Genomic DNA, 14,922 nt, shown 5'->3' on the forward strand with positions numbered 1-14,922 from the left:
ATGGATGACGTCAGTCAAGCGTCATCAGTGACATCTCAGGGTCCACCCTGATGTCACCTACGGATTTCCCGTACCGAAATCTCCGCGTCGCGGTACGCCCCTGGGCTGACGTTTCCGCCCTCGTGCGCCGAAACACTGAGTCGGCCGGCCGGGGACACGCCCCGGCCGGACCAATGCGGGGCCGGCCGACGGGGGCGGCACCGCACCTATCAGGGGGCAGGACGCATGAACGGGACATCGGTGGCGGCGCGCGCCGAACAAGTGTGGAAGGTGTACGGCTCCGAGGAGGCCCGCGTGGTCGCCCTGCGCGGCGTGAGCGCGAGCTTCGGCCGCGGCCGGTTCACGGCCATCATGGGCCCGTCCGGCAGCGGCAAGTCGACGCTGATGCACTGCCTGGCCGGCCTCGACACGGTCACCCGGGGCACCGTGCACATCGGCGACACGGAGGTGACCGGGCTCGGCGACAAGGCGCTGACCCGGCTGCGCCGTGACCGGGTCGGGTTCATCTTCCAGCAGTTCAACCTGCTGCCGACGCTGACCGCGGCCGAGAACATCCGGCTGCCCATGGACATCGCGGGCCGCAAGCCCGACCCGCGGTGGTGGGACACGGTGATCGAGACGGTCGGGCTCAAGGACCGCCTCGGTCACCGGCCCAGCCAGCTCTCGGGCGGCCAGCAGCAGCGTGTCGCGTGCGCGCGGGCGCTGGTCAGCCGGCCCGACGTGATCTTCGCGGACGAGCCGACCGGCAACCTCGACTCGAAGTCGGGCGCCGAGATCCTGTCGTTCCTGCGTGACAGCGTGCGGGAGCACGGGCAGACCATCGTCATGGTCACCCACGACCCGGTGGCCGCCAGCTACACCGACCGCGTGGTCTTCCTGGCCGACGGCGAGATCGTGGCCGAGCTCGACAACCCCACCCCGGAGACGGTGCTCGAGGCGATGAAGTCCGGGGAGGTGCTGGTCTGATGCTGCGCGCGACGCTGAAGAGCCTGCTGGCGCGCAAGCTGCGGCTGGTGCTCTCCGGCCTGGCCGTGGTGCTCGGCGTCATGTTCGTCTCCGGCGCCTTCGTCACCACTGACACGCTGGGGCGTACGTTCGACAACCTGTTCGCCGAGGGCTATGCGACCACCGACGTGGCCGTGACCGCGAAACCGAAGGTCGCCGTCGCCGAGATGGACGGCGAGGAGGTGCCGACGCCGCTGAAGGCCTCGGTCGTCGACCGGGTGGCCAAGGTCGAGGGGGTCAAGGAAGCGATCGGCATGGTCGGCGCCGACGGCGCCCGGGTGATCGGCTCGGACGGCAAGGTGGTGACCAGCTTCGGCCCGCCGCGCATCGGGGCCAACTGGACCGGCCTCGACGCCATCATGGAGATGCGCCAGGGCCGTGGCCCCACGGCCGACAACGAGATCGCCGTCAACGCCGAGGTCGCCAAGGCCGCGAACATCAAGGTCGGCGACCAGGTGGCGGTGCTGACCCAGCTGCCCAAGCAGACGTTCAAGCTGGTCGGTGTCTGGGGTTACACCGACGACCGCGACTCGATCGGCGGCGTCCAGGAGGTCGCCTTCACCACCCCGGTCGCCCAGCGTTCCATGCTCGGCCAGACAGGCGTTTTCACCCAGGTCACCGTACGGGTCGACGCAGGCACCACGCCGGACGCGGTGCGGGACCGGATCTCGGCTGATCTCGGCGAGGCGTACGAGGTCAAGACCGGAAAGCAATTGGCGGAGGACAGCTCGGCCGGGTTCAAGGAGGCCCTGAGCTTCTTCAACAACATCCTGCTCGGCTTCGCCGGAGTGGCGCTGTTCGTCGGCGTCTTCCTCATCCTCAACACGTTCTCGATCATCGTGGCCCAGCGGACCAAGGAGCTGGCGCTGATGCGGGCGCTCGGCGCCAGCCGCCGCCAGGTGATCAACTCGGTGCTGACCGAGGCCGTCGCGATCGGGCTGATCGCGGCCGTGCTCGGGCTCGGCGCCGGCATCGGGGTGGGCGCGCTGCTGGTCTGGCTGTTCGGGCGGATGAGCGGCGGCATGAGCCCGGCCACGGTCGGGGTGCCGCCGGCCGCGATCCTCAGCGCGCTGATCGTCGGTGTCGTCGTGACGGTGGTGGCGGCGGTGCTGCCGGCGCTGCGGGCGTCGCGGATCGCCCCGGTCGCGGCGATGCAGGACGTCGCCACGCCCGACCGGCCGCTGACGAAGGTCACCGTGGCCGGCGCGATCGTCGGCGCGGCCGGGGCGGCGCTGCTCGGCGTCGGCCTGTACGGCGCGAGCTCGCTGCTGCTGATCCTGTCCGGTGTGCTGGTCACCTTCATCGGGGTCGCGCTGCTCACGCCGGTGATCTCGAAGCCGGTGGTGGCACTGCTGGGCCGGTTGTTCTCGTGGTCGGTGCCGGGCCGGCTGGGCCGGCTCAACTCGGGCCGCAACCCCCGGCGCACGGCCATCACCGCGGCCGCCCTCATGGTCGGCATCGCCCTGGTCACCGGGGTCACCGTGGTGATGGACTCGGCCAAGCAGAGCCTGGCCGCGCAGGCCGAGGACACCATCAAGGCGCAGATCGTCGTCTCGGGCGAGCAGAGCGGCCCCCGGCCGCCCACGTTCGACGAGGGGGTGCTGGCCAAGGCGCAGCAGATCACGGGTGTCCGCTCGGTGGCCGGGGTCTGGAACGACCAGGCCGTCATCGACGGCGAACGGACGTACGTCAATGCCACCGACGACCTGGCCAAACTCGCCGACGCCTTCGGGACGCCGGGTTTGACCACGCTGCGCAGTGATCAGATGGCCGTCAGCGTGGAGGAGGCCAAGGACCGCGGCTGGACCGTCGGCAGCGTCCACGAGGTGCAGCTGCCCCGCGGTGAGCTACACAAATACACGATCGCGGCGACGTACGACCAGGACCGGATGCCCGGCAGCTATCTGCTGCCGGCCGCGGCGACCAAAGAGTTCGGGCTGACCCAGCCGATCTTCGGTTTCGTCCGGCTCGACGACGGCGTCGCCGTCGACCAGGTGCTGCCGCAGGTCAAGCAGCTGGTCGCGGACAGCCCGGAGGTCAACGCGACCGACCGCAGCGCCTTCATCGCGCAGCAGACCGGCGATTTCGACACGGTCATCACGATGGTGCAGGTGCTGCTCGGGCTGGCGATCCTCATCGCCGTGCTCGGGGTGGTGAACACCTTGGCGCTGAGCGTGCTGGAGCGTACGAGGGAACTCGGTCTGCTCCGTGCCGTTGGTCTGGGAAGGGCGCAGACCATGCGCATGGTCACCGTCGAGTCGGTGGTGATCTCGGTGTTCGGCGCGCTGCTGGGCGTGGTGGTCGGCGCCGGGCTGGGCACCGCGGTGGTCCGCGCGCTCGACGGCGAGGGCATCACCGACCTGGTGCTGCCCTGGGAGCGGATGGGCCTCTACCTGGGCCTGGCCGCCCTGGTCGGCGTGCTCGCGGCGGTGCTGCCGTCGATCCGCGCGGCCCGGCTCAACGTTCTTGCGGCAATAGCCCACGACTGACGAGCAGGCTCGCCAGATAGTCGGGGTCCACCCCCACCAGCGAGGTGCGCAGGTGGACCCCGTCCGTGGGCGGTAGCTCCAGCTCGGCCGGCACGGCCAGCACGGCCGCCCCCGAGGCGAGCGCGCTGGCCACGCCGGTCGGTGAGTCCTCGATGGCGACGCAGTCCTCGATCGGCACGCCGAGCAGGGTGGCGGCGGTCCGGTAGGGCTCGGGGTCGGGCTTGGGCATGGTGACCTCGTCGCCCACGACCACGACGTCGAAGTTCTCGGCCCCCAGCGTCTTGAGGGCGACCTCGACCAGGCGGCGGCCGGTCGAGGTGACCAGCGCCGTCGGGAGGCCGGCCAGGCGTACGGCCTGAAGCAGCTCCATGGCGCCCGGCCGCCACACCAGGCCCTCGCCGAACAGCTCGAAGACGCGGTCGGTGAGCCACTCGACGTCGGGCGCCTCGGGCCGGTCGGGCTGGCCCAGGTCCTCCCGCAGGATGCGCATGCTGTTGGCCATGCTGCTGCCGATCATCGCGTGGCGCGCCTCGGGGGACAGCGTCCCGCCGGCGTGCGCGGCCAGCTCGTGCAGCGCGATCTCCCAGACCTTCTCGCTGTCCACCAGCGTGCCGTCCATGTCGAAGAGCACCGCTGCGGGTCGTCGCGCGTTCAGGATGAGCCCCTATCCGTGTGTGCCGTCGCTGCCGTCCCATTGTCCCTGAGCTGCGGCGTAGCGTCTGGCTCATGAGAGACGTCTCACTGGAGCCGGTCACACCCGTCACGCCCCGGCCGGTGCGGCGGGCCGTGCTGAGGCAGCGGTGGATGTCGGTGGCGTTCCTGCACTGGCCGCTGGCGCCGGAACTGGCCGCGCCCTTCCTCCCCGTGGGCACGGCGCCCGACACGTTCGACGGCCTCACCTACGTCGGCTTGATCGGCTTCCGGATGAAGGGGACCCATACCGGTATCTGTCGAACGAGCATCCGCAGTGGCCGCTGCACCAGGCCTCGGTCGTGTCGCTGACGGACGGGCTCGTCGCGGCCACCGGCCTGCCGGCGCCGGCCGGCCCGCCCGTCAGCGTGCTCTTCTCCCCCGGCGTCGCCGCCGTCTTCGGGCCTACCGCTTCCGGGCGATGACGACGTCGGTGCAGACCTGGAACTCGATGTGGCCGCCGTGCTCGTCGACGACGGCCGCGGTGTCGGCCAGGGCGGCCTCGGCCGTGGCCGGTTCGAGGATCCGGTACATGGAGACCGTGCTGAGGTAGTCGCGGTAGGTCTGCGCGTCGTACGTCAGCACACGCTCGTAGCGGCGGGTCTCCAGGCCGGTGAAGCGCTCGTCGGTCGCGCCGGTGGCCGGCAGCTCCTGCTCGAACTCGGCGAGCATGGCGCCCTCGGTGGCCAGGAACCGGTGGGTGGTCTCCTCCTTGAGGCCGTGCCGGGCGTCGACCTCGGCCAGCGCGGCGTGCAGGGCCGGGTCGGCCACGAGGAAGAGGTTCCAGAACGGGGCGAAGACGCCACCCGGGGCCAGCGCGCCCAGGGCCAGGCCGGCGCGCCGCGCGGGGTCGACCCAGTGCCAGGCCTGGGCGCTGAAGAGCAGCCCGTACGGCCGGTCGGGCCGCCAGTCCTCCAGCGGCGACTCGGCCACAGTCACGCCGGGCACGTTGCGCCGCAGCAGCCGCGCCATACGGGCGTCGGGCTCGACGCAGGTCAGGTCGACGCCGGGCCGGGCGAACAGCGCGGTCGCCTTGCCCGTGCCCGCGCCCACCTCGAGCACCGGGCCGGGGCCGGCCTCGGCCAGCAGGTCGTCGGCCAGCTGCTGGGGATATCCGGGCCGTACCCGGTCGTACTCGTCGGCCGCCTCGCCGAAAACCGTTCGCCGTTCACGCACGCTCATGGGGCAGAAACCTACCGCTCAGACGCCACACAGCGACTCCACAGTTTTCCGACGCACAGTAGGTGCACCAACCCATCCGGTTACTGGAGGTTCCTCGTGGGTGCTGTCCTCGCCATCGTGAGCCTGGTGCTCCTGCTGGTGCAGCTGCTGCTCGTGGCCCGGGCGGTGCTCGACTGGAGCGTCGTGCTGGCCGGCCCGTCCGCGCCCGGCGGCCTGCGGTCGCGGCTGACCAGCGGCGTCTTCAACCTGACCGAGCCGATCCTGGCCCCCGTCCGCCGGGTGATCCCGCCCATCCGGGCCGGCGGCATGTCCATCGACCTGGCCTTCATCATCGTGTTCTTCGCGATCGTGCTGGTGCGGTCGTTCATCTAGGCACGTGATGCTGGACCCAGAGGTTCTCCTCGACGTAGACGCCACGGTCCTGCCCGACGTCGACGCTCACCAGATTGAGGGCGTCGGGCACGACGTAGTCGTACGTCACCGGAAAGACCATCCCGGTCCAGCTCTCCCACTCGGCCACCGTCCCGGCGATCACCATCGACTCGGCCGCGGGCGCGAGGATCCGGGCGCCCATGCGCTGGTGCGTCCGGATCCACGGGTCGATCGACAGCCCATCGGCCCGCTTCCACGTCGCGTACTCCGCCATCGGCACCGTCGGATAGCGGTGTTTCCACGTCGGCCGCAAAGGCGCGATCACATTTACCAGACCTTTGCTGTACGCCCGGCGCGTCAGCTCCCGGAGCACGACGGTGGCCAGGCCGCGCTTGTCGTGCGCGGACCCGACCGCCGCCGCCATGAAGCTCAGCGTCGTCGCCTTTCGGCCGGCCTCGCGCCCCTCGACGGCGCGGACCAGCGCCCCGTCGTAGCCGGTGGGCAGATCGTCGACGGTGCCGTCCCAGGCGAGCGGCACGCCCCAGCCGCCGGCCACCACGGCGCCGTCGTCGTCGAGGGCCATCACGTCGAAATAGCTGAAGTGCTCCTCGACCCGCCCGAGATATTGCTTGGGCACGTCGTCGTGGAAGATGAACTCCGGCCAGCGCTCCCGAAAGACGGTCGCGGCCTCGTCCTGCAACTCCGGGTGATCGACGCGCGTCACGATCTTCACCCCGCGAGAGTAGACGCTAGAGGCCCCCGGTAGCGCGGATGTTCTGCCCGGTGACCCAGCCCCCGTCCGGCGACGCCAGGAAGGCGACCACCGCGGCCACATCGCCCGGCTGCCCGAGCCGCCCCAGGGGACTCATCGCGGCCGCCCGCTCCAGCGCCTCGGGCGGATTGACCCCGCGCAGAAGGTCGGTGTCGGTGGCGCCCGGCGAGACGGTGTTCACGGTGATGCCGCGCGGCCCGAGCTCCTTGGCGGCGACCGCGGTGATCTGCTCGAGCGCGCCCTTGGTGGCGCAGTAGAGCGCCAGCCCCGGCGCCGGCATCACGGTGTTGAGCGTGGAGATGTTGACGACACGGCCACCGTCGCGCAGCAGCGGGATCGCCTCGCGGATGGCCAGCAGCGGAAACTTCACGTTGATCAGGAAGGTCCGGTCGATGTCGTCCTCGCCGAGCTTCTCGATGGGCATGGCCGCCACCAGGGCCGCGTTGTTGACGAGAATGTCCAGCCCGTCCCGCACGGGCGCGAACATGGCGGCGACGTTGCCCGGATCCTCCTGGTCGGCCCGCACGGCGACGGTCCCCGGCACCGTCGCGGTGACTTCGTCGGCGGCCGCCTGATTCTCCCGGTACGTGAACACCACCCGCGCCCCGGCGGCGGCGAGCCGTTCCACGATCGCGCGCCCGATTCCCCGGGACCCGCCCGTCACCAGTGCCGTCTTCCCCGTCAATGTCATGCCCGCAAGCTAGGCCCACGGGCGTCGCCCCGTCTTGTACAAATGCGCACTCACCGCAGGGCGGCTGTGAGGTCGGCGGCGATCTCGAAGGCCGGTGCCGCCCGTGCGGCCTGGTCCGCGTCCAGCGCGACGTGCTCGACGCGGGCGAGCATCTCCGCCGCGGTGTCCCGGTCACGGAGCACCATCGCCAGTTCCACGCGGTACACCAGCACCTCGACATGGGCGACGGGGTCATCGTCGGCCCGCGGGCGAGCCAGCGCGCTGTCGAGGATGCGGGCGGCCTGGCCGGCGTCGCCCTTGGAGTCGGCCAGCACGATGGCGTTCGCGAGCGCTTTTTCGAGCCGCCCGGCGGGCGCGGGCGCCGGCGCGCTCATCGTGGCGGGCTTCTGGAAGACGCGGATCCAGTTGCCGCCCGGGTCGACGACGCTGAAGCCGCCCATCCCGTCGGCGTTCTTCCGAGCCCGGGGCCGGGTCATGCGCGGCATGCCGGACACCAGAACCTTGCCGTACGCGGCCCGCATGCCGGCGGCGAAAGCCCGGTGCAGTTCCGCGATGTCCTCGGTGATCACGAGGCAGGAGCCGTACGACTGCTCCGGGTCGAACCCGGCCATCTCGAAGAACTGCAGGTGCAGATCCTCCCGTCGCAGTCCGACGCAGGGATTGGGTTTGCGCTGCTTGTAGGTGGTGCTGAAGCCGAGAGCCGCGTAGAACTCGACGATGTCGTCGATCGACGCGCAGGGCAGAAGGGGAACCGCTACCTCGTTGGCCATGGCTCTTTCCTAGGCGTCACGGGCAGTCCATCGCACATGGAAATAGCCGATCATCGCCGGGCCCTCGCCGATCGGCCGATGCCACCGCAGTCCTCGTGCGGCTCGGCGGTAGCGCTACGAATGCGCGCCTGACTGCTGGAACAACGCCCGCAACGCGGCCGGCGTGACACCGGCGAGCGCGCGCACCTCGCGGCTGAGATGCGCCTGATCCACATAGCCGTTGACGGCCGCGGCCGTGGAGAGCTCCACCCCGCGGCCGAACTCCGCGGCCGCCCGCTGGAACCGGGCGATCCGCCGCACCTGCGCCGGCGAGACCCCGACGTCCCGCCGGAACCCCCGCTCCAGCCACCGGCGGGTCACCCCCAGTTCGGCCGCGACCTCACCGACGCGGGGCGCCCCAGCGCGCTGCAACCGCCGCCAGGCCTCGAGGACAACCCGATCCACTCCGGCGGACGCCACCCGGCGCCGCCCTGCCCACCGCTCCCCCAGCCACGCATCGCCAGACGTGCGGCCGAACTCGCCCGTTGTCCCCGGCGGCGTGCGGCCCAACCCCTCCGGCGCACGGCTCAGCCCTTGTGTCGACCCGGTAAGGGCGCGGCCCCACTCATCCGGCGCACGACCCAACCCGCCTGCCGCCCACGCCGGCGCGCCGCCCAGACCTTCCGTCGTCCCGGTAAGCGCGCGGCCCCACTCATCCGGCGCACCCGCCGGCGAGCCCGGCCCCTCCGTCGCCCTCGCCGGCGCCTCGCCCGGGCGGCGCGGCGCCTCCGCCGGTCCGGACCTCGGGCCGAGGCCAGGACCCGAGCCATGGCACGGGCGGGAGCCATGGCACGGGCGGGAGCCATGGCACGGGCGGGAGCCATGGCACGGGCGGGAGCCATCGCACCGGTGGGAGCCGAAGCCCGGGTCGGAGCCGAAGCCGCAGCGGCAGCCGGGCCGGCAACCGCAACCGGCACTACCACCGGAGCCGGGACCACGGCCGGGGCCTGGCCCGCAACCGGAGTCAGAGCCGGGCCCGCAGCCGCAGCCGGAATCAGAACCGATGCCGCAACCGGAACCAGAACTGATGCCGCAGCCGCAACCAGGACTGATGCCGCAGCCGGGGCCGATGTCGCAGCCACAACAGGCGTGGCAACCGGGGCAGCCGGGGGTGCGGGCGGGGGCCGTCGGGGCGGGTGCGTCGGGGATGAGGGCGGCGAACAGCGCTTGGTTGAGCAGGGCGAAGCGGGACTGCCAGTTCGGTTCCGCGGCCAGGCGGGCCGGTAGCTCGGTGGCGGCCGGGCCCAGCAGGTCCGACAAGGGGACAGTGGCGCCGGCCAGGTCGCCCATCGGGACGCCGAACAGGGCGGCTGCTCCGGCTGGCGTCAGGCCGGCTGAGACCCCGTGGGCCCAGGTCGTGTCGGCGCCGGTTTTCGGCTCCGAGCGCGGGCCCGTGACCAGGCCCGATGGTGAGGCGAAGTCGATGATCAAGGTGGTGGAGGGCAGGGCCAGCAGACGGTGTGCGATCGGGGCGTGCGTGCCGGAGCGGAAACCGGAATAGCCCGTCACCATGTCGCGCAAGGCTGGAGGTGCTTGGGCCACCGCTATTTCGCAGGGGGCCGCCGGTGCTTCCAGCGGTACCGAGTGCACCTGCGCTGTCATGCGCTCATTGTTCCCGAGCGCGAGGGAACGCACCGGCCGGAAGCGGGGCAGAGAGGGTGACGCCGCAGTGAGAGTGGCCCTGGGGCCCGGGGCCTGGCACGACGCGTACGTCTAAGTAGAGCGTGAGAGGACCTCGTAGATCTCCGGCGACAGGACCGCAGCGCAGCGGAGGTTTCGATAATGGCCCTCGTGGTCGAGGCCGTAACCGACGATGAGGCCCGGGCCCACGTCGAAGCCCACGTACGTCGGTGTGTCGGCGAAGCGGGCCGTCTCGGGTTTGCGGAGCAGGGCGCAGACCGCCAACGAGCGCGGGGCGCGCTGGGCCAGGTTCGCGATGAGCCAGGTCATGGTGAGGCCGGTGTCGATGACGCCGTCGACGATGACCACGTCGCGGTCGCGGATGTCGACGTCCAGGTCCTTCAGCAGGCGGACGGAGCCCGAGGCCCGGTTTCTGGTGCTGTACGACTTGATGGCCATCCAGCCGATCTCGGCCTGGGCCGGATAGGCGCGGGCCAGGTCGACCGTGAACGTCGCGGCGCCGCCCAGCACGCCGACCAGCACGGGGACGTCGCCGTTGTAGCGGTCGTGGAGCTCGGTGGCCAGCGCGGCGACCCGGGCGAGGATCTGTTCCTCGGTCAGGATCACCGTTTCGAGATCACCGGCGACGTGGTTCGCGTCCACTTCGAAGACCTCCCGGGTGCTTGAGGATCTTTGTCTTTCCAGGATGATTCAGGTTCTAGTAAGGTCCGCGAAGTCCAAAGTTCACCTTCATGGGGCGGCAGGCATGGCGCGGCACTACACCCTCGACGAGATCCGGTCGCGGACGTACAAGGAGAAGGACGCGTGGTGGACCGTCCTGCTGGTCGATCCGCTCGCGGCACGGCTCGTCAAGCTGGTGGCCCCCTTCCGCTCGGTCACGCCGAACCGGCTGACCGTGCTGGCCTTCGTCGTCGGGCTCGGCTCGGCGCTGTGCTTCTGGCGTGCAAGCTACCCCTGGCTGCTCGCCGGCGCGCTGCTGTTCCACCTCAGCTTCGTCCTGGACTGCATGGACGGCAAGATCGCCCGGCTGCGGGAGGAGTCGTCGCCGTTCGGGTCGTGGCTCGACTACGTGTTCGACCGGCTGCGGGTGCTGGCCTGTGCGGTCGGGCTGTTCGGCGGGCAATATCAGGCGACGCACGACTTCGTGTACGTCTGGCTGGCCGGCCTGGTGATCTTCCTGGACATGTTCCGCTATCTGAACGCCCTGCAGATGGGCAAGGTGCGGGCCGAGGTCGGCGCCCCCGACCCGGTGGTGGTCGTGGACGCGCCGGTCGGCATGACCGAGGCGCCGGGCTGGTGGAAATATCGCAACCTGCTGGTCGGGCGCCGCATCCGGCCGCACCTGTTCAGCGGCATCGAGTTCATGATGTTCGTCTTCATCGTGGGGCCGGTGCTGCACCAGATCGTCGCGCTGACCCTGCTGTCGTCGCTGCTGCTGGTCGCGTTCGAATTGCTGCTGATCTACCGGCTCTACAACTTCACCCGAGCACATCGTCCATCACTGTCACCTCTGTGACCGCCGCGAAGCCGCTCGTCGCGTAGAGGTCGATCGCCCGGACGTTGGTGGTCTCGGTCTGCAGGGAGAGCCGGTGCGCGCCGCCGGCCCGCGCCTCCTCCTCGACCGCGGCCAGCAGCGCCCGGGCCAGACCCTGCCGGCGCGACGCGGGACGGACGTAAAGGTCCCGGATGAGCCAGACCGTGCGCAGGGTCAGGGCGGCCGGAACCACCGCTACCGTGCAGATCGCGCCGTCGGCCGCCCACACCTTCATCCGGCCCGCCTCGACCTGTTCGCGCAGCCACGCCTCGACCGCCTCCGGCGCCGGGTTGGCCCCGTAGTGCTGCCGGTACTCGTCGAGCACCTTGGCCGCCTCGCCGTACGGCGGCCCGGTCAGTCGCATCACGTCCACCCCTCCATAATCGCCCGCTATGTACGGAAAGATCCGTCATAATTCGAGCGTGGCGCACATCGACGAAGTGCTCGGACCGGACGACGACACACTGACGTTCTTCCAGCCCCGGGCCAACGTCTTCGTCACCGTGCTCTGGGTCGTGGCCGCCGTCTGGGTGACCACCCTCGGCCTGTTCACGCTGCTGCGGCTGGCCCTGGGCGACACGCTCACCGCCGGCGACCTGGTGGTCACCCTGGAGCTGGCGCTGATCGTGCCGGTCGTCCTCGCGGCCCTGCTCATGCTCGCCGTGTGGAACCGGCTCGGGAGGCTGCACACCTCCATGCGCGGGCTCGACTTCGCCGCCACCGGGCGCCGGCCGGTCCACCTGCCGTGGGCCGGCGTCGACACGGTGGCGCTGCGCTACCGGGGCCCCTTCGCCGAGCTGATCGTGACGCCGCGCGACGGGGAGTTCGCCCAGGAGCTGGACGGGCCGGGGCGCCCGCCCCGCACGCGGCGCCGGGACGGCCGGATCGCCTATCTCGTCGACGTCGGCCTCATGTCCCCCGGCCCCGACGTGCTGATCGCGGAGCTGCACCGGCGCATCCCGGCCAAAGTTTGAGGCGCTGGGAGACGTACCAAATAACTCGGTTTTGCCGTTTTAGCGGGGAAATGCGGGAGCGCTGAGCGCGGCGCGGCCGACGGGTGCTGCGGTGCTGGCGCAAGTAGGCTTTGCCTATGACTGAGTTCGACGGCCTTCCGCTGCTCCGCTCCCCCGTGGCCATCGCCGCCTTCGAGGGCTGGAACGATGCTGCGGACGCATCGACCGCGGCCGTGGAACACCTCGAGCAGGTGTGGCAGGCCCGCGAGATCGCCACCATCGACCCGGAGGACTTCTACGACTTCCAGGTCAGCCGGCCCACCGTCACGATGTCCGACGGCGAGACCCGCAAGATCGAGTGGCCGACGACGCGGTTCACCGTGGCCAGCCCGCCCGGCAGCGACCGCGACGTGGTGCTGATCCGCGGCATCGAGCCGAGCATGCGCTGGCGCACCTTCTGCGAGCAGATCCTCGAGATCTGCCACAGCCTCGAGGTCAACCGCATCGTCCTGCTGGGCGCGCTGCTGGCCGACGTGCCCTACACGAGGCCCCTACCGATCAGCGGCTCCGCCACCGACAAGGGCGCGGCCGAGAAATACAAGGTGGTGCCGACCCGCTACGACGGGCCCACCGGCATCGTCGGTGTCCTCCAGGAGGCGTCCGGGCGGGCCGAGCTGGACGCCCTGTCGTTCTGGGTGCACGTGCCGCACTACGCCAACAACCCGCCCTGCCCCAAGGCGACGCTGGCCCTGCTCAGCCGCCTCGAGGACGTGCTCGACCTGCCGGTGCCCATGACCGACCTCGCCGAAGAGGCCGACGAGTGGGAGAAAAGGGTTCGTGCCGCCGCCGAGCAGGACGCCGAGCTGGGCGAATACGTGCGTGAGCTCGAGGAGCGGGTCGGCGACGAGGGCATCCAGCCGCTGACCGGCGACGAGATCGCCAGCGAGTTCGAGAAGTACCTGCGCCGCCGCGGCGGCTCGGCCGGCCCCACCGCCGGTTCCTGGTAACTCCCCGTCCGCCCGGCCGTTCTTTCGGGGCGGCCGGGCGTGTCGCTACGGCGCGCCGCACCACCTCTGACGCATCCTAGGAACCTAGGGTCTAGGAGGTCGCATGACGATCAATCCCGGCGCCGCTGAGTTCCCTCACCGGCAGATCGCCGCCCAGCTGCGGGAACGCATCCGGCGCGGCGACTGGCAGCCCGGCGAGCGGCTGCCCTCCATCCCGGCCATGGCGGAGATGTTCGGCGTCGCCAAGCAGACGGTCCAGCGCACCGTCGACCAGCTGCGGGTCGAGGGCATCCTGATCACAAAACCGGGTTCGGGTACGTATGTGCGCGGCACCCGGCGCCGCCTCAACCGCCTGTCCCGCGGCCGCTACGGCGCCCACCGCGGCTATCACGCCGACCTGGCCGCCCGCTATCGCCAGCAGCTGGTGAGCGTCGGCCGCGAGCCGGCCCCACCGGAGGTGGCCGACGCGTTCGGCGTCCGCGACGGCACGGAGATGCTGGTGCGCCGCCACATCGTCAAGACCGACGACGCCACAGTGGAGCTCGGCGCCTCCTGGTTCCGCGTCACCGACGCGAGCGGCACGTCGCTGGAGCGCCCCGAGTCCTTCGGCCGCCCCCTCTACCAGGAGGCCGAGGAGGTTCTGACCAAGAGGTACGCCTCGGCGACCGACACGATCAGCGCCCGCCAGCCCAGCCGCGACGAGGCCGAGATCCTCCAGATCCGCCCCGACACGCCGGTGCTGCACCTGCTGCACGTGGCCTTCGACGAGTCGCGCAAGCCGATCGAGGTCGCCCAGGCCACCTGGCCCGGTCCAATGACGACACTGACCGAGGAATACAAGATCCCGGCGCCGCTGCCGACGCCCGACCCGGGTCCCGGGCTCGCGCTGACCTAACCAGTCTTGTGGCCGAGCGTCAGCACCTCGAAGGGCGTCGGGGTGAAGATGTCCTCGATACGGCAGCCGAAGACCTGAGCGAGTCCAAAGGCGACGAAGAGGCTCGGATCGTACTTCCCGGTCTCGATCGAGTTGATGGTCTGCCGGGACACGCCGAGCTTCTCGGCCAGGGCTTCCTGCGTCCAGCGGCGCTCGGCCCGCATCACCTTGAGGCGGTTGCGCATCAGCGGTACCGCTCCTGCCGCATGGCTTGGGCCACACACCAGGCGAAGAGACCGAAAAGCAAGACCCAGGGCCCTTTCAGAGCGGGTACGTCGGCGAAAGCGTCCACAATGCTGTAGGTGAGCGCCGCGCCGACGGTGGCCCAGAAGGCCAGAGCGGAAGATTCGACCGCGACGGTACGCTCGACGCCTTCCCGCCGCAATGCAGACCGCCCGACAACAAGCGCGACGGTCAGCAGCCCCGCCACGGACACGCCCGCGATGACCGCGGCGACCCCGGCGACCCCGGCGACCCCGGCGACCCCGGCGCCAGGCTCCTCCGCGACGAGCGTGACCGCGAGGGCACTGGCGAGGCCGGCCACCCAGACGGCAGTGCCCACCCAGACGGCGCCGGCTTCCTTGCGTGTCAACTCCGAAATACGCCCAGCCATGCCTCCGACTGTCGCGCCCCCTTGACAAGAAGTCAAGCGTCCTTGTCTTTCTGTCGCGCTCCCTTGACACTAGTCGTCGATGATCGTCGCCGAGGTCGCGACACAGAGGCCCGCTCCCGCTCGGCCGCCCACAACCGGGTCATCACCAAATGCAGGATCAGCCAATGTGGGCCGGACGCGGATCGTGAGGAATGGGCCGGAGCAACGAAGGGCGGGCAGGCGCAGGAACG

19 protein-coding genes are annotated in these 14,922 nt (G+C 70.8%); 9 read left to right on the forward strand and 10 right to left on the reverse strand.

The window, feature by feature from the left end:
- Window positions 1–225: 225 nt before the first annotated feature.
- Together ACQP2X_RS29380 and ACQP2X_RS29385 are read left to right on the forward strand one after the other, a co-directional pair.
- The gene (locus tag ACQP2X_RS29380; protein ID WP_498687328.1) at window positions 226–966 is read left to right on the forward strand and encodes an ABC transporter ATP-binding protein; all 741 of its coding nucleotides are present in this window, start codon (window positions 226–228) and stop codon (window positions 964–966) included.
- Entirely contained in the window at window positions 966–3,494 is a 2,529-nt protein-coding gene (locus ACQP2X_RS29385) for an ABC transporter permease (protein WP_498687330.1), read from the forward strand. Before ACQP2X_RS29380 ends, ACQP2X_RS29385 begins: the two co-directional genes overlap by 1 nt.
- Here ACQP2X_RS29385 and ACQP2X_RS29390 read toward each other — a convergent pair.
- Entirely contained in the window at window positions 3,463–4,113 is a 651-nt protein-coding gene (locus ACQP2X_RS29390) for an HAD family hydrolase (RefSeq protein WP_498701075.1), read from the reverse strand. The genes ACQP2X_RS29385 and ACQP2X_RS29390 overlap by 32 nt on opposite strands.
- 107 nt (window positions 4,114–4,220) lie before the next feature.
- On the opposite strand from ACQP2X_RS29390, the gene ACQP2X_RS29395 reads away from it, so the two are divergent.
- On the forward strand, window positions 4,221–4,496 hold the full coding sequence (locus tag ACQP2X_RS29395; RefSeq protein ID WP_498687332.1) for a DUF2071 domain-containing protein: 276 nt from the start codon (window positions 4,221–4,223) through the stop codon (window positions 4,494–4,496).
- Entirely contained in the window at window positions 4,487–4,609 is a 123-nt protein-coding gene (locus ACQP2X_RS29400; RefSeq protein ID WP_498687334.1) for a hypothetical protein, read from the forward strand. The genes ACQP2X_RS29395 and ACQP2X_RS29400 overlap by 10 nt, the downstream gene beginning before the upstream one ends.
- On the opposite strand, the gene ACQP2X_RS29405 is transcribed toward ACQP2X_RS29400, so the two are convergent.
- Window positions 4,590–5,366 (reverse strand): class I SAM-dependent methyltransferase, encoded by a 777-nt coding sequence (locus ACQP2X_RS29405; RefSeq protein WP_498687336.1) that lies wholly within the window; start codon window positions 5,364–5,366, stop codon window positions 4,590–4,592. The genes ACQP2X_RS29400 and ACQP2X_RS29405 overlap by 20 nt on opposite strands.
- Window positions 5,367–5,462: 96 nt before the next feature.
- Between ACQP2X_RS29405 and ACQP2X_RS29410 the strand changes: the two genes are divergently transcribed.
- Complete coding sequence (locus tag ACQP2X_RS29410; protein WP_498687337.1) at window positions 5,463–5,738, forward strand: YggT family protein; 276 nt, start codon at window positions 5,463–5,465, stop codon at window positions 5,736–5,738.
- Here the strand turns inward: ACQP2X_RS29410 and ACQP2X_RS29415 are convergent.
- The 5 genes from ACQP2X_RS29415 to hpt form a co-directional block, all read right to left on the reverse strand.
- Window positions 5,731–6,471, reverse strand: a complete 741-nt coding sequence (locus tag ACQP2X_RS29415) for a hypothetical protein (RefSeq protein WP_498687339.1) — start codon at window positions 6,469–6,471, stop codon at window positions 5,731–5,733. The genes ACQP2X_RS29410 and ACQP2X_RS29415 overlap by 8 nt on opposite strands.
- Window positions 6,472–6,487: 16 nt before the next feature.
- Window positions 6,488–7,201, reverse strand: coding sequence for an SDR family oxidoreductase (locus ACQP2X_RS29420; RefSeq protein ID WP_498687341.1), 714 nt, complete (start codon window positions 7,199–7,201; stop codon window positions 6,488–6,490).
- Window positions 7,202–7,251: 50 nt separating this feature from the next.
- Window positions 7,252–7,971 carry a DUF8817 family protein gene (locus ACQP2X_RS29425; RefSeq protein WP_498687343.1) on the reverse strand — a complete coding sequence of 240 codons (720 nt, stop codon included), beginning with the start codon at window positions 7,969–7,971 and terminating at the stop codon, window positions 7,252–7,254.
- A gap of 114 nt (window positions 7,972–8,085) precedes the next feature.
- Window positions 8,086–8,415 (reverse strand): helix-turn-helix domain-containing protein, encoded by a 330-nt coding sequence (locus tag ACQP2X_RS29430; protein WP_498687344.1) that lies wholly within the window; start codon window positions 8,413–8,415, stop codon window positions 8,086–8,088.
- A gap of 1,308 nt (window positions 8,416–9,723) precedes the next feature.
- On the reverse strand, window positions 9,724–10,293 hold the full coding sequence (gene hpt, locus ACQP2X_RS29435; protein WP_498687346.1) for a hypoxanthine phosphoribosyltransferase: 570 nt from the start codon (window positions 10,291–10,293) through the stop codon (window positions 9,724–9,726).
- Between the two features lie 103 nt (window positions 10,294–10,396).
- Between hpt and ACQP2X_RS29440 the strand changes: the two genes are divergently transcribed.
- A complete protein-coding gene (locus tag ACQP2X_RS29440; protein WP_498687348.1) occupies window positions 10,397–11,167 on the forward strand; it encodes a CDP-alcohol phosphatidyltransferase family protein in 771 nt (256 codons plus the stop codon).
- Here ACQP2X_RS29440 and ACQP2X_RS29445 read toward each other — a convergent pair.
- Window positions 11,130–11,549: a GNAT family N-acetyltransferase gene (locus ACQP2X_RS29445; protein WP_498701076.1), complete on the reverse strand. Its 420-nt coding sequence runs from the start codon at window positions 11,547–11,549 to the stop codon at window positions 11,130–11,132. The two genes, ACQP2X_RS29440 and ACQP2X_RS29445, sit on opposite strands and share 38 nt — an antisense overlap.
- A 28-nt stretch (window positions 11,550–11,577) precedes the next feature.
- On the opposite strand from ACQP2X_RS29445, the gene ACQP2X_RS29450 reads away from it, so the two are divergent.
- The 3 genes from ACQP2X_RS29450 (at window position 11,578) to ACQP2X_RS29460 (ending at window position 14,040) form a co-directional block, all read left to right on the forward strand.
- On the forward strand, window positions 11,578–12,159 hold the full coding sequence (locus ACQP2X_RS29450) for a hypothetical protein (protein ID WP_498687349.1): 582 nt from the start codon (window positions 11,578–11,580) through the stop codon (window positions 12,157–12,159).
- A 116-nt stretch (window positions 12,160–12,275) separates the two neighbouring features.
- Window positions 12,276–13,145, forward strand: coding sequence for a PAC2 family protein (locus tag ACQP2X_RS29455; protein ID WP_498687351.1), 870 nt, complete (start codon window positions 12,276–12,278; stop codon window positions 13,143–13,145).
- A 103-nt stretch (window positions 13,146–13,248) separates the two neighbouring features.
- Window positions 13,249–14,040, forward strand: a complete 792-nt coding sequence (locus ACQP2X_RS29460) for a GntR family transcriptional regulator (protein WP_498687352.1) — start codon at window positions 13,249–13,251, stop codon at window positions 14,038–14,040.
- On the opposite strand, the gene ACQP2X_RS29465 is transcribed toward ACQP2X_RS29460, so the two are convergent.
- Window positions 14,037–14,264 (reverse strand): helix-turn-helix transcriptional regulator, encoded by a 228-nt coding sequence (locus ACQP2X_RS29465; protein WP_498687354.1) that lies wholly within the window; start codon window positions 14,262–14,264, stop codon window positions 14,037–14,039. The two genes, ACQP2X_RS29460 and ACQP2X_RS29465, sit on opposite strands and share 4 nt — an antisense overlap.
- Window positions 14,264–14,692, reverse strand: a complete 429-nt coding sequence (locus ACQP2X_RS29470) for a hypothetical protein (protein ID WP_498687356.1) — start codon at window positions 14,690–14,692, stop codon at window positions 14,264–14,266. Before ACQP2X_RS29470 ends, ACQP2X_RS29465 begins: the two co-directional genes overlap by 1 nt.
- Window positions 14,693–14,922: the final 230 nt, after the last annotated feature.

Origin of the sequence: Actinoplanes sp. CA-131856 (genome assembly GCF_050956135.1) — a bacterium.
GTDB lineage: Bacteria > Actinomycetota > Actinomycetes > Mycobacteriales > Micromonosporaceae > Actinoplanes.